Genomic DNA, 11,546 nt, shown 5'->3' with positions numbered 1-11,546 from the left:
GCCTTCGATGCCTATCTGGACCAATCGGTCCGCGCCCACAGCAAGGCGGCTTAGGGCGGTCCGGCAACCACCGTTCCGGCGTATTGCCCGCTTGATCGCGCTAACCGACCAGTCCGCGATAGATCGCCGGAAGCGCCGCGGGCAGCCTGCCGATGTTGGCGACAATGGCAAAGCCGTTCTGGCCGAACATCGCCGGGACATATGATTTCGCGTCGCGGTCCACCGTTACGCCGAACACGCTGAGCCCCTTGCGGCGCGCTTCGATCACCGCATGCCGGCTGTCGGCGAGCGCAAAGCGCCCTTCGTAGTGATCCACGTCGTTTGGTTTGCCGTCCGTCAGGACGAGGAGGAGTTTCTTGCGGTTTGGCTGCTTAGTCAGTTCCGCCGTCGCATGCCGGATGGCGGCGCCGATGCGGGTGTAATAGCCGGGTTTCAACGCCGCAATCCGGCCTTCCACCACAGCACTCATCGGCTCGTCGAAGGCCTTCACAGTCTCGATGCGGACCCAGTCGCGGCGGCGCGAGGTGAATGTGAGGATCGAATGGCTGTCTCCGCACGCAGCGAGGCCGTGCGCCAGGGCCAGCAGCGCTTCCTTCTCGACGTCGAGCACGCGACGGTTGTCGAACCAAGCGTCCGTCGACAGCGAGACGTCGACCAGGATGGTGACGGCGAGGTCGTGAGCCTGTGGCCGGCTCGTCAGGTGGACACGATCGCTGCCCTGGCCGCCCGCGGCAAGGTCGGTGCGGGCGCGCACAACGGCGTCAAGGTCGAGGTCGGCGCCATCGATCTGGGCCTTCAGCAACTCGTGGCGCGGACGCAGTACCTCGAACTGGCGCCGGATGCGGCGGATCAGCCGCCTGGTCGCGGCATCGGGATCAATGCGTTCGTCAAGCGCCGAGGCCGGCGCGGCCAGCACGCGGCAATGGTTCGGCAGAAAGGCGCCTGTACGATAGTCCCACTCCGGATAGGTGCATTCGGCCGTCAGTGGCGTGCGGTCCACGGCCTCCGGCGGTAGGTCGAGATCGAAACGGAAGCGCGCCGCAGGCCGCCCCTTGCGTTCGCCCAGCGTCAGTTCTTCCAGTTCCTGCGCCGCACGTGGATCGTTGTCGTCGCTGTCGTCGGACGGACGGTCGACCTTGACCATCTCGGCCATGGCCAGGATCTTCTCGAAGCGGTTCAAAATGAACGGGCTGCGATCCTTGTCGCGGCTTTGCGGATTTTCGCGCGTCGCGATGTGGCGATCGGTTTCCATGCCTTGCCTGCCGCCCGTCGGTGCCGGTTCGTCTTCCTCGCGTCGCAACGCGGTCTCGTCCCGTCTGAACGGGTCGGGCCAGAGTGGCACCGGGAGCATCGGCAGATAGCGCGGCGGTGCGCGGTGCGGAAAGATCACAGGAAGCGCTTCGTCTCGCTCCCCCGCAGCCCGCCGCAGCATGTTGACGATCCTGTCTTCGACGTAGCGCTCGACGGAGGGGAGCGGGCGGCGCTGCCGCGCAAACGATCATCGCGGCGGCAAGGCGTCGGTATCTTTCCCTCATACCGGGCAAGGCATCGAGAACGTGCGCCGCTGTGCTTTCAGCGCGAGCGAGCGCGGCAAGGTCGCGCCGCAGCGGATCGGCCTGCGCGAACGGTTCAAGCAGCATTGCCGCCATATAGGCGACAAGCCACACATAGAGATCGCGGTTGAGGCCGCCGTCTGGAAACAGGTCGATCTCTGCTGGAAGCATCAGCGTTGCGTCGTCGCGGCCAACCCGCACGAGCCGTTCCTCGCCCAGTCCGATGCGTTGGCGCCAGTTTAGCCGATGCGTTGAGGTCCGCCCCCGCGCCGGCGCGATTTGAACGCCGCTCTGACCGCCGAAGGCGCGAAAGCAGACTCCGAGCACCGGAAGGACATCGGCCAGCCGGACGGCGTGATCGGGATGACGTGGCCAGCTTCCGGTAGCGCCGACGAGGCGATGCCAGGCGCGGCCGACGGTTTCCTCCAATTCAAGGAAGTCGAGCATGTCGTTCCTCAGGGGATAACGGCACGGCTCACTTCGAGCAGCGCACTCTTCACGTCAGGCTCGTCGGTGAGCGGTTCGATCATCGCCGAGAGAACGGCGTCGCGGACCGGCATGCCAACATCGATCAGGCTGGCGCAGTAGACAAGGAGGCGGGTAGAAACGCCCTCCTCCAGATCGTGACCCTTCAGCGCGCGCAGCCGGGTGGCAAGGTCCACCAAGGGCGCCACGCGCTCTTCCGCCAAACCGCTTTCACGCGATACGACCGCGATCTCTTGCGCCCTCGGCAGGAAATCAAATTCGATGGCGACGAAGCGCTGGCGTGTGCTGGGCTTCAGGCTCTTCAGCAGGTTCTGGTAGCCGGGATTGTAAGAGACGACGAGCATGAAATCCGGCGGTGCCTGCAGCAGTTCGCCCGTTCGTTCGAGCGGCAGGATACGCCGGTCGTCGGTCAGCGGATGCAAGACCACCGCGACATCCTTGCGTGCTTCGACGATCTCGTCGAGATAGCAGACACCGCCTTCGCGCACGGAACGCGTCAGAGGTCCATCCATCCAGGCGGTGTCACCGCCCTTCAAGAGGTAGCGGCCGGTCAGGTCGGCCGCTGCGAGGTCGTCATGACAGGAGACGGTGGCGAGTGGAAGTCCGAGCTTCGCCGCCATGTGGCTGACGAAGCGCGTCTTACCGCACCCCGTCGGACCCTTCAGGAGAAGCGGCAGTTGCCGCCTCCAGGCACTCTCGAACAATGCGCACTCGTTGCCTGACGCAGAATAGGCCGGAATCTCTGCCACGGGACGCGATTGGTCACGCAAGACGATGGTCATGATGGCCTCCTGGGAATCGGGCGTTGCGTTGATGGGAAAGACCGGCCTCCAACCGTGCGGGCCGGTCGGTTGTCATTCGGCAGGCTGAGCCAGACCGGCCTGAGCGTGCTTGTGCTCCCTGCCGGGCACCAAAACCGCCCAGATAAACATCAGCACCGAGACCACCACGACGGCGCCCGAGCCGAGCCGTACCCAGTAGAACAGGGCGAGCTGGTCCTGGACGTCCATGAAACCCTCGCCGAGCACGCGCTGCAGGTGGATCTGCACGATGCCGGCGAAGGTGAGCGCAAAGGTCATCACCGACATGGCGGAAACCATCAGCCAGAAGCTTACGATGGATAGCCACTGGTTGTAGGGCGCGCGGCCACGGATCTCGGGGATGGCGTAGGCCATCATCGCCAGATTTAGCATCACATAAGCGCCGAAGAAGGCGAGATGCCCGTGCGCGGCCGTCAGTTGCGTACCGTGCGTGTAGTAGTTCACCGAGGAGAGCGTGTGCAGGAAGCCCCAGACGCCAGCGCCGAAGAAGGCCATCACCGAGCAGCCGACCGACCACAGCAGCGCCGCCCTGTTTGGATGATTGCGGCCGGCTCGCCACGTCATATGGAAGGTGAAGATCACCATCGAGAAGAACGGCGCGATTTCCAGGGTCGAGAATAGCGAGCCGATCCACTGCCAGTAGCCGGGCGCGCCGATCCAGTAATAGTGGTGGCCGGTGCCGAGGATGCCAGAGAAGAGCGCCAGGCCAACGATCACATAAAGCCACTTTTCGACGACTTCGCGGTCGACGCCGTTGAGCTTGATCATTAGGAACGCAAGCACCGACGCCATGACCAGTTCCCACACGCCCTCGACCCATAGGTGAATGACGTACCACCAATACATCTTGTCGAGCGCGAGGTTCGCGGGGTTGTAGAATGCGAAGAGGAAAAAGACCGCCAGGCCCCACAGGCCGAAGAGAAGGATATTGGTGACGGTGGTCTTGCGGCCCTTCAGCACGGTCATGGTGATGTTGAATAGGAACGTCAGCACGACGACGACGATTCCGACTTTTATGATGAAAGGCTGCTCAAGGAACTCGCGCCCCTCGTGGATCCGGAAAAGATAACCAACCACGGCGATCGCGGCCGCCACGAAGAACATCCAGAATTGAATCACCGCCAGCTTGGTGCTGTAGAGTTCGGTTTCGGCTTCCTCGGGCAACAGGTAATAGGTGGAGCCCATGAAGCCCAGCAACAGCCAGACGACCAGCGCGTTGGTGTGGATCATGCGAATGATGTTGAAGGGCAACAGCTCCGACAGCGTATTCGGCAGCACATAGACGAGGCCAGCGAGGGTGCCGAAGCCAACCTGCGCAACGAACAGCGCGAGCGCTCCGTAGAAATAGAGCATCGCGACGCTCTGGGTTTTGTATCTTGTCATGACTCTCTCCGGATATCCGTTCAACCGGCCTCGTTCGGTGGCCAATTCTGCGTCTTGATGCGGCTTGTCCACTCGAGAAAATCGGCGAGATCGTTGAGTTCCTGCTCGTCGAGATGGAACTGGGGCATCTGGCGCCGGCCCTCGACACCGCTGGGTTGTGCGGCCATCCAAGCCTTTAAAGTCTCCCGGGCGCCTTCGGGGTCATCCTCACCGCCGTAGCGCTTCCACACATTGCCGAGCTCCGGCGCGAAATAAGCACCTTCGCCCAGAAGCGTATGGCAGTTGATGCAGGAGTTCTTCTCCCAGACGTGCTTGCCACGAACCACGGCGTCCGAGAGCGTCGCCTCATCCGTGGACGTCGTCCTGATGTAGTAGTGGCTGTGGGCGGTCAGCCCGACAAAAATCGCGAAAAAGAAGATGGAGCCACCGTAGAAAACGTTTCGGGCTCCCGTCTTGGTGAGGCGCTCTGCCATCGCCGGTCCTTTCTAGCCAGATGGCCACGCTGTACATGGCGGACCTGATCCGATCCCTTCCCGTCCAGCACTCGCAGAACATGACTGCTTCGGGATTGCTCCCCGTGTTTAGGCATTTGAGGCAGCCCTTCTTTGCGTTTGGACAAACAAAACGTGAGCGGTATCAGCTCGCGATCATGCCGGTGATCAGCAGCTTCCCGACAGCTGCCAGCGAGAGGGCCAGCGCCCAGGCGACGAGGCCATGCCGCAAAGCAAACGAGGCGTTTCTGAAACCCATGAAGTCGAGGACGATCAGCCGGGATTTGAAAAGTGTCGCGGCGAAGACCGGCACCAACGTGAAAGGGGAACGTCCGGCCAGCAGAACCAGCGCTACCCCCGCAAGCGCGAGCAGCAGCAGAATCGCCCATATCCGATTCATTTGGGCCGACCTGCGATCGATCATGGTTGTCAGACCAGATACACGATCGGGAACATCGACACCCAGATCAGATCGATGACATGCCACAGGGTGGTGATCAGCGTGACATTGGTCGGGCTCGGCTGCCAAGCGACGAGGAGCAGTATGACGGCGCCGAAAACCACGTGAAGGAGATGAAAACCGGTGATGATGAAATAGAGTTCGAAGAAGACACCATAAGTCGCTTCCCCGGCCGCGCCGATCTCGCCGCGATACTCGAAAAGCTTGATTGCGCAGAACAGGAAGCCAAAGAACGCCGCGATAACCAGCGACCTGCGTTGCTCATGGCGCGACGCGTCGGTGCGCCCGGCAAGCGCTGCCTGCCATCCGCTGGTCAAAAGCACTAGCGTGTTCATGCCGGCCAGCAGTGGGTCGAGATGATCTTGGGCCGCCACGAATGCCTGTCGCTGAACGATGCCGGCGACCAGGAATGCGACTAGCAGGATGCCGAATGCCGCGAGCTCACTCCACACGAGCACCCAAAGCACAAAAGCGTCCGCATCCGGCGCCGCGCCGGACTCCGACAGTGTTCGTGCCTCCATGCCGCTTACTCCCACTAGCTCCCACCCGAACGGCCGTGTCATAGGCAGTGCTCGCAGCGAGCGTCTTTGTGATTGCACAAAGAAATGGGACTTCGGGATCGGTAGCTTCGACGACATCAGGAGTTCGCCATGACAGACGCTCAGCTCGGCCTTTCCCTCGCCACCCCAATCATCATCGTCTTCGCCCTTGTGCTCTATCGCATGGGAGTGCTGCAGAAGACTGGTACGATGTCGGCGATTCTGTGCTCGATCGCCATCGCCATCGTTCTTTTCCTAGATCGGTAGATGCGGGCCGAACAGACGCAGCGCGCTTCAGGGGCTAGTGAACATTGATAACCATCATATCCGGTCGCCGGCCCTGCGAATCGCCAGCGCTTCCGCTGCCTCGTACGTCGGCACCAGAGATTGCCGGTGGACGAGCACCAAGCGAGCCGTCTTCGTTCTCGATTTCGAAGGTCGCCTGAGTCCAATGACGCTCGTGCAGACCGTGTGTCTGACGTTCTCGTTCCCAGATCCCATATGCGCGGCGCCGAATGCGTTCGTGTTTGTCGTCTGACATGGTCGTTCCTCCTTGTGGGTTCTCACCGACGAAGGAGCTTCGGAACGATCCGACCATACACGCCGATTTGGACAAAAGAGGGACAGAACCAGGAGGCTTCCGGGGGACCTGTGCAGCGGCCGGCCGATGATCCCGAGTATTTCGTTCTGTGGGCCTGCTTCTTGCGCGATCCGACTTTCCCCCATACGAAAGCAGGATAGCAATAGGAGTTGATGAATGACCGAAGAGAACAATCGCCAGAATGCGGAACTGATGGAATTGACCGCGGATATTGTCGCGGCGTTTGTCCAAAATAACGCAGTACCCGTAGCAGGCCTGCCCGATCTTATTTCTTCGGTGAACTCCGCTCTCGTCAGCTTAGTCAAGCCAGCTGTAGTTGAGCAGCCAACACAGACCCCGGCCGTCAACCCGAGAAAATCGGTGTTTCCCGAACATATCATCTCCTTAGAAAACGGGCGCAAGTTCAAGTCGATGAAGCGGCACTTGGGCTTGCTTGGCATGACGCCTGACGAGTATCGAGCCAAGTGGGGGTTGGCGCGGGACTATCCTATGGTGGCACCAAGCTACGCAGCACAGCGATCGGAGCTAGCAAAAGCTAGTGGGTTGGGTCGTAAGGCGGGCGCAAAAATGCCCACCAAGAAGACGCCAGCCAAGAAGGAACCAGCCAAGCGGGTGAAGGCCTAAGAAGCCCCTGCCTCAGGCAAGCGGACCAATGCGATGACACGTCAATCGATTGCCAAAGAGCTTGAAAGCGCGGCCGATCGCATCGGAGACATGTCACGGGCGGATCTGCAGATCATTCTGCGCCGCGCCGCATTGATGCTCAGGAACGTCTCCGGCGTGCCGCTGGAGCCAGCAACCGAGGACGCTCTCAACTCCATTGCTGCCGAAACGAAAATCGGCCGGGCGGACCTCATCCAGATCGTGCTGCGGGAATGGCTGGAAACGAACGCCTATCTGCCCGTGCGCGAAATCGATGAGGAGAGTGAAACGGACGGGAGCGCGTAAATGCAACCTTCCGCGATCACGCAATGCACGGCGAAGCTGCGACTCAGCTATCGCTAAGGCGCGGCGGACCTGATGGCCCGTCCGGCCGGCGCCTTTCAGGCAACCTCCCACTGAAAGGCGCCGGCCGGTCGTATCCGTCGACGGCCATGGTACGGGCGATAGGAACCATTGGCAGTTCTAGCTTCTTGGCAGTCTGTCGCGCTTTGAGGTCGACGATCTCGTCATCCCGCCTGGCGATGCGGCTTTCTAGATTGGCGATGCGCTCCGTCAAAAAGTAGCGCCCGACCAGGAAGCCGCCGCCTCCAAAAAGGACCGCGAAGGTGGAAAAGGCTATTGGGTTAGCCAGCACCAGGGCCGAGTTGGTTTGTAGAAAATCGATCAGGTTCTGCATCTTTCCATCCTTTCAATTCCTCGGCAGCTTGTGTATCTCCAGCCGAACCGGCCCGCCCCTGTCGCAACTCGTACAGAGCAGCGCCCTCTCGACCGTGCTGAACAGCGCGCCTTTGCCATACCTGCGGATGAGTGCGGCCGACTTTACCTCGGCATGATGCGAGCAATTTCTGCACCAGGCGCGTAACGTGTGCCATTCGCGCAGATCGCCCAGCGATACGTCCAACCCGGCATGTATGCTGCCCTCCACTATGGTCTGCGGCGGCACTGTCAGCTCGCCAGGTGTGATGATCTTCTCCATCACATGCCGGCTGTTGTAGTGGATCAGGAGCATGCCCGGTCGACGCCGGATGGCAGCCTGCCATGCCGCTTGGCTGATAAATGAGTCCGGCGACCGACAAATCGTCTCGACAAGCGCCTTCCCCTCTCGGTCCCAAACCTCAATCCGGAAATTTTCTTCCGCCGTATTTGCCATGGTTAAGGCCGCGCCTTGTGCCAGCCGCGAGAAAAGCCGTTCGAGACTGCTGCCCGCGACAATGCAAGCTCGCGCTCGAGTTCGGCATTCCTGACGAGCACGTTCAGCAGGGCAATCACGGCATCGCCACCTGCCGCAGCTATGGCCTGCTGGGCAACCAGTTCCAATTCAGACATAGCTTCGCCGGCTGGCGCGTTGCGGCGCTTTCCCATAGCCCTTCCTGCTCAGATGCATCTGAATAAGGAACATATTCCTCGCCAGTCAAGACGGTCTTGATAAATTTGTTCTCATTTTGTTCACTTGAGGCGAGATAGCCGCAGGAGGCAGTCATGGACCTGCTTGGGGCTGCATTTGAACTTGAGGGTTGGGATATCGATGGCTTTGCTGAAGACCGCACACCGTCGGACGCCGTGTTCGAAGCCAACTCGGCCGGCTGACAAGAAGCCCGTAGCGGTTGAATTAGAGTTGTTGATCGACCCCGAGGCGCAGCTTGCGGATCGGGATACGGCTTTGGCAAAGCTTCGTGCTATCGTCGAAGCCAAAGATGTCCACAGCGACGCAAGCAACAAACTTCTAATTTTGGTGTACCGGGTTGCTGACGAGCTCGAAAATGCCCGGGATCTCGTTGGAGATGTGACTGTCGCCTATACGAGGCTTGCTCACTCCTGCTTCTACCCTGACGAGCCAATTGAGCGAAGCGGAAAGCTGTACTCAATGCCATCGACGTGCTTGAGAAGGCGACCGAGAAGCCGACCTCGCACTGATGGATGCATAGCCGTGGCCCCTCGCCTGCCAGGATCGATGCGGGATCACGTTCGACCCGAAGCGTGACCGGGAAACGGTCTGGTCCGCGCCGCCTGGCGCCGCACGGGAGAGTACACGAGAATTCTCGATCTCGGGCCGCTGAGCGTTCCTGAGATCCTGCGAAGCGGAGGCAATGGCATGACGCTACACCAGATATCTGCCATGGTCGGAAATCCACCGGGAGGCTGGCATCAGCCGGGCCTTATGACCCAGCCTCATGAGAACGCGGGCCTAGTGATGGCTCGTTGCGCAAGCTTCAATTCCGATCAGGTATGACGGCAAAGTCGCAAGGAATGCAACGACATCGTCACGGCGCAACTTCCGGCGCACAACCGCCGCGTCCTCCGCGTCCACGCCGTGCACCTGAAAGACGTGCTTGGCGACATCCAGACCAACTGTGCTAACCTTCTTCATGGACGGTTCTCCCTCATGTGACTTTCGACAGCCACACCTTGGCACATTGCGATGCCGGGAGCGGGGCCGTCCACCACATCAGGTCACCTACAGTAAGGCTGCTCGCCTTCTCGCCGCGGCACGGGAAGGAATCTGTACGCCGGATGTCGCCTTCATTGCGTTTGAGAAGGCGGCTCGGCAGCAACTGCCGGCACCGGATCGTTGAGTGCCCACCTCCGGCGTTGAAATCCAGCGGCATAGGAACTCGCCGCCGCATGTGTCCATGGCACCGTAACGTGGCTGCGCCAATAGACAAGGGATTCGACAGCTGCATATGCAACCAGATTACCTCTGAAGGGTTCTTGATATGATTTTAGACCCGGGCGGCTTCGATCGCCGAAGGTAGTCACTTTATGGAAGTCTCCATTTCGCGAATTGCGCACGACAAGATTAAGGCAGGCAAGAGCGGCTTGCTGCTCATCCCGGACAATTATGACGCCTTCGCCGTGCGCGTTATCGCGGCAAGGAGTTCCGTTCGCAGTCTAGATCTCATGTACTACCTTTGGCACGATGATCACACTGGCCGCTTGCTGCTACAGGAAATCTTCCGGGCCTCTGAGCGCGGTGTGCGGGTGCGTATGCTCCTTGATGACGCCAATCCGCGCATGAACGATGCCGCATATCTGGCGTTGAGCAGCCATCCAAACATCGAGTTGAAGTTGTTTAATCCGAGCGGCGTCAGGCAACGCAGCGTCATGCGCGGTGTGGAAATTATATTGCGACTTTTTGCGTTGACACGCAGGATGCACAACAAGGCTTGGATCGCCGACGACAACGTCGCTATCGTAGGCGGGCGCAACGTTGGCGATGCCTATTTCGACGCAGCAGAAACCAATTTCCGCGACCTTGACGTGCTGCTCCTCGGTCCTGCCGTGCAGCAAACCGCCGAAATATTTGAGGCATTCTGGGCTTGCGAGGACGCAAAATCAATCAATGTCCTGAGTCCAGCCGCGGAGAACGAGCGTTCCGATTTGTTTTCAGGAAGCGACCTCGAAACCGAGTCTATGCTTTTGAATGGGATCGGTGACCGAGGGTCCATCGCAGAGTACATCGCGGCCAGCAACGACGTGCATTGGGTGGATCGAGTTCGGGTGATTTCCGATCCTCCAGAGAAGGTGAGAGGTTGGAGACGTCGCAGCTGGCTTATGAAGGAGTTGCTTCCCGTCATCCGATCGGCGCGGAACCGTCTGGAAATTGTCTCCCCCTATTTCATCCCCGGCAAAAGGGGCACCGCGGTCCTGTTAGACCTCGTCAGCCACGGGGTTGACGTTTCGGTTTTGACCAATTCCTTGGCCGCTACAGACGTCGCCGCAGTCCATGGGGCTTATGCAAACTATCGCAAGCGATTGCTGCGGAATGGCGTGAGACTTTTCGAGCTCCAGCCCTTCACTCGCCGACAGGCAATCTCGGTGTTTGGCTCCAAGGGTGCCAGTCTGCATACCAAATCCTTCACGGTCGACGATAGGACGGGTTTTGTCGGTTCCTTCAATTTTGATCCACGGTCAGTGTCTTTGAACTCGGAAATGGGCGTGCTCTTTGAGGATAACGAATTAGTCGGTGAACTTCGCCGATTTTTTCAAACAGAGATATCACCAGAAACCAGTTATCGGCTGGAACTAAGAGACAATGTGCTGCACTGGCATGGATACGACAAAGGCAAGCTCCAGGAATACACATACGAACCCGAGGCTGGAATATTTCGCCGGGTTTTGGCGGCCTTGGTCCGCCACCTTCCGATTGAGTCTCAGCTTTAGTAGGCTGACTTACATGGTAGCAAAGGTTCTTGCTTGGCGTCGCGGGCGCGTCTTCCGATGCAGCGTTCCATCGAAATCAGCGCGACCGCCGAAGCTCTTGACGATCGCTGCAGCTAAAGCCATTCCACGGAAGTAAGTCATCGAGCTGCGTGAACGGCATGTGGCCAATGCGGGCTGAGGACATCTGCAAGCCAGGCCCGCGGTCGACGTCCTTTGGCGGTGTTCTTCAGCATCGCCTGCGACTCGATCGGCACCGCAACCGGGCCTGCGAACAGGCAAGCTTTCCCGTCGAGCAAAACACGCGGCGCGTTCAAGAGGTTGTCCGGCCATCGCTAGGTTGAGAACTCATACAATTGACTGATTTTCATTGATATTCTTCGCCCTCAAT

General features: G+C 59.8%; 13 protein-coding genes and 2 pseudogenes. 4 read left to right on the top strand and 11 right to left on the bottom strand.

Features of this window, described 5'->3' with window-relative positions:
* Positions 1 to 100: 100 nt before the first annotated feature.
* The 6 genes and pseudogenes from E5X88_RS32825 to E5X88_RS32800 all read right to left on the bottom strand — a co-directional run bounded on the left by E5X88_RS32825 (position 101) and on the right by E5X88_RS32800 (position 5,715).
* Positions 101 to 2,000, bottom strand: a pseudogene (locus E5X88_RS32825) (nitric oxide reductase activation protein NorD).
* Positions 2,001 to 2,008: 8 nt separating this feature from the next.
* Complete coding sequence (locus E5X88_RS32820) at positions 2,009 to 2,821, bottom strand: CbbQ/NirQ/NorQ/GpvN family protein (protein ID WP_292168352.1); 813 nt, start codon at positions 2,819 to 2,821, stop codon at positions 2,009 to 2,011.
* A 72-nt stretch (positions 2,822 to 2,893) separates the two neighbouring features.
* Positions 2,894 to 4,243, bottom strand: a complete 1,350-nt coding sequence (locus tag E5X88_RS32815; RefSeq protein ID WP_292168351.1) for a cbb3-type cytochrome c oxidase subunit I — start codon at positions 4,241 to 4,243, stop codon at positions 2,894 to 2,896.
* A 20-nt stretch (positions 4,244 to 4,263) separates the two neighbouring features.
* The gene (locus E5X88_RS32810; RefSeq protein WP_292168350.1) at positions 4,264 to 4,716 is read right to left on the bottom strand and encodes a cytochrome c; all 453 of its coding nucleotides are present in this window, start codon (positions 4,714 to 4,716) and stop codon (positions 4,264 to 4,266) included.
* A gap of 163 nt (positions 4,717 to 4,879) precedes the next feature.
* A complete protein-coding gene (locus E5X88_RS32805) occupies positions 4,880 to 5,158 on the bottom strand; it encodes a hypothetical protein (RefSeq protein WP_292168348.1) in 279 nt (92 codons plus the stop codon).
* A gap of 5 nt (positions 5,159 to 5,163) precedes the next feature.
* Positions 5,164 to 5,715, bottom strand: a complete 552-nt coding sequence (locus E5X88_RS32800; RefSeq protein WP_292168347.1) for a cytochrome c oxidase subunit 3 — start codon at positions 5,713 to 5,715, stop codon at positions 5,164 to 5,166.
* A 129-nt stretch (positions 5,716 to 5,844) separates the two neighbouring features.
* Between E5X88_RS32800 and E5X88_RS32795 the strand changes: the two genes are divergently transcribed.
* On the top strand, positions 5,845 to 6,000 hold the full coding sequence (locus E5X88_RS32795; protein ID WP_292168346.1) for a hypothetical protein: 156 nt from the start codon (positions 5,845 to 5,847) through the stop codon (positions 5,998 to 6,000).
* A 34-nt stretch (positions 6,001 to 6,034) separates the two neighbouring features.
* On the opposite strand, the gene E5X88_RS32790 is transcribed toward E5X88_RS32795, so the two are convergent.
* A complete protein-coding gene (locus E5X88_RS32790) occupies positions 6,035 to 6,274 on the bottom strand; it encodes a DUF2934 domain-containing protein (RefSeq protein WP_292168345.1) in 240 nt (79 codons plus the stop codon).
* 216 nt (positions 6,275 to 6,490) lie between these two features.
* Between E5X88_RS32790 and E5X88_RS32785 the strand changes: the two genes are divergently transcribed.
* Both E5X88_RS32785 and E5X88_RS32780 read left to right on the top strand, forming a co-directional pair.
* Positions 6,491 to 6,958, top strand: coding sequence for a MucR family transcriptional regulator (locus tag E5X88_RS32785; protein WP_292168344.1), 468 nt, complete (start codon positions 6,491 to 6,493; stop codon positions 6,956 to 6,958).
* Positions 6,959 to 6,991: 33 nt separating this feature from the next.
* The gene (locus tag E5X88_RS32780) at positions 6,992 to 7,282 is read left to right on the top strand and encodes a hypothetical protein (protein ID WP_292168343.1); all 291 of its coding nucleotides are present in this window, start codon (positions 6,992 to 6,994) and stop codon (positions 7,280 to 7,282) included.
* Between the two features lie 43 nt (positions 7,283 to 7,325).
* Here E5X88_RS32780 and E5X88_RS32775 read toward each other — a convergent pair whose 3' ends face one another.
* From E5X88_RS32775 to E5X88_RS32760, 4 genes and pseudogenes are all read right to left on the bottom strand, one after another.
* Entirely contained in the window at positions 7,326 to 7,673 is a 348-nt protein-coding gene (locus E5X88_RS32775; protein WP_292168342.1) for a hypothetical protein, read from the bottom strand.
* 12 nt (positions 7,674 to 7,685) lie between these two features.
* A complete protein-coding gene (locus E5X88_RS32770) occupies positions 7,686 to 8,147 on the bottom strand; it encodes a hypothetical protein (RefSeq protein WP_292168341.1) in 462 nt (153 codons plus the stop codon).
* Between the two features lie 2 nt (positions 8,148 to 8,149).
* Entirely contained in the window at positions 8,150 to 8,359 is a 210-nt protein-coding gene (locus tag E5X88_RS32765; RefSeq protein WP_145721264.1) for a hypothetical protein, read from the bottom strand.
* 826 nt (positions 8,360 to 9,185) lie between these two features.
* Positions 9,186 to 9,365 (bottom strand): annotated as a pseudogene (locus tag E5X88_RS32760) (IS110 family transposase); the annotation flags it as partial.
* Positions 9,366 to 9,757: 392 nt separating this feature from the next.
* Between E5X88_RS32760 and E5X88_RS32755 the strand changes: the two are divergent.
* Entirely contained in the window at positions 9,758 to 11,158 is a 1,401-nt protein-coding gene (locus E5X88_RS32755; RefSeq protein ID WP_292168340.1) for a phospholipase D family protein, read from the top strand.
* The last annotated feature ends 388 nt before the right edge of the window (positions 11,159 to 11,546 follow it).

Origin of the sequence: Mesorhizobium sp. (assembly GCF_004962245.1) — a bacterium.
Lineage (GTDB): Bacteria > Pseudomonadota > Alphaproteobacteria > Rhizobiales > Rhizobiaceae > Mesorhizobium.
The sequence above is the reverse complement of the archived record's forward strand: the minus strand, read 5'-3'. Positions and strand labels throughout refer to the sequence as shown.

Excerpts from the sequence above, each read along its gene's own strand:
- E5X88_RS32790 (WP_292168345.1), bottom strand. The coding sequence starts at position 6,274 with ATGTCAGACGACAAACACGAACGCATTCGGCGCCGCGCATATGGGATC.
- E5X88_RS32785 (WP_292168344.1), top strand. The coding sequence starts at position 6,491 with ATGACCGAAGAGAACAATCGCCAGAATGCGGAACTGATGGAATTGACC.
- E5X88_RS32755 (WP_292168340.1), top strand. The coding sequence starts at position 9,758 with ATGGAAGTCTCCATTTCGCGAATTGCGCACGACAAGATTAAGGCAGGC.
- E5X88_RS32775 (WP_292168342.1), bottom strand. The coding sequence starts at position 7,673 with ATGCAGAACCTGATCGATTTTCTACAAACCAACTCGGCCCTGGTGCTG.
- E5X88_RS32780 (WP_292168343.1), top strand. The coding sequence starts at position 6,992 with ATGACACGTCAATCGATTGCCAAAGAGCTTGAAAGCGCGGCCGATCGC.
- E5X88_RS32800 (WP_292168347.1), bottom strand. The coding sequence starts at position 5,715 with ATGGAGGCACGAACACTGTCGGAGTCCGGCGCGGCGCCGGATGCGGAC.
- E5X88_RS32805 (WP_292168348.1), bottom strand. The coding sequence starts at position 5,158 with ATGATCGATCGCAGGTCGGCCCAAATGAATCGGATATGGGCGATTCTG.
- E5X88_RS32810 (WP_292168350.1), bottom strand. The coding sequence starts at position 4,716 with ATGGCAGAGCGCCTCACCAAGACGGGAGCCCGAAACGTTTTCTACGGT.
- E5X88_RS32815 (WP_292168351.1), bottom strand. The coding sequence starts at position 4,243 with ATGACAAGATACAAAACCCAGAGCGTCGCGATGCTCTATTTCTACGGA.
- E5X88_RS32820 (WP_292168352.1), bottom strand. The coding sequence starts at position 2,821 with ATGACCATCGTCTTGCGTGACCAATCGCGTCCCGTGGCAGAGATTCCG.
- E5X88_RS32765 (WP_145721264.1), bottom strand. The coding sequence starts at position 8,359 with ATGGGAAAGCGCCGCAACGCGCCAGCCGGCGAAGCTATGTCTGAATTG.
- E5X88_RS32795 (WP_292168346.1), top strand. The coding sequence starts at position 5,845 with ATGACAGACGCTCAGCTCGGCCTTTCCCTCGCCACCCCAATCATCATC.
- E5X88_RS32770 (WP_292168341.1), bottom strand. The coding sequence starts at position 8,147 with ATGGCAAATACGGCGGAAGAAAATTTCCGGATTGAGGTTTGGGACCGA.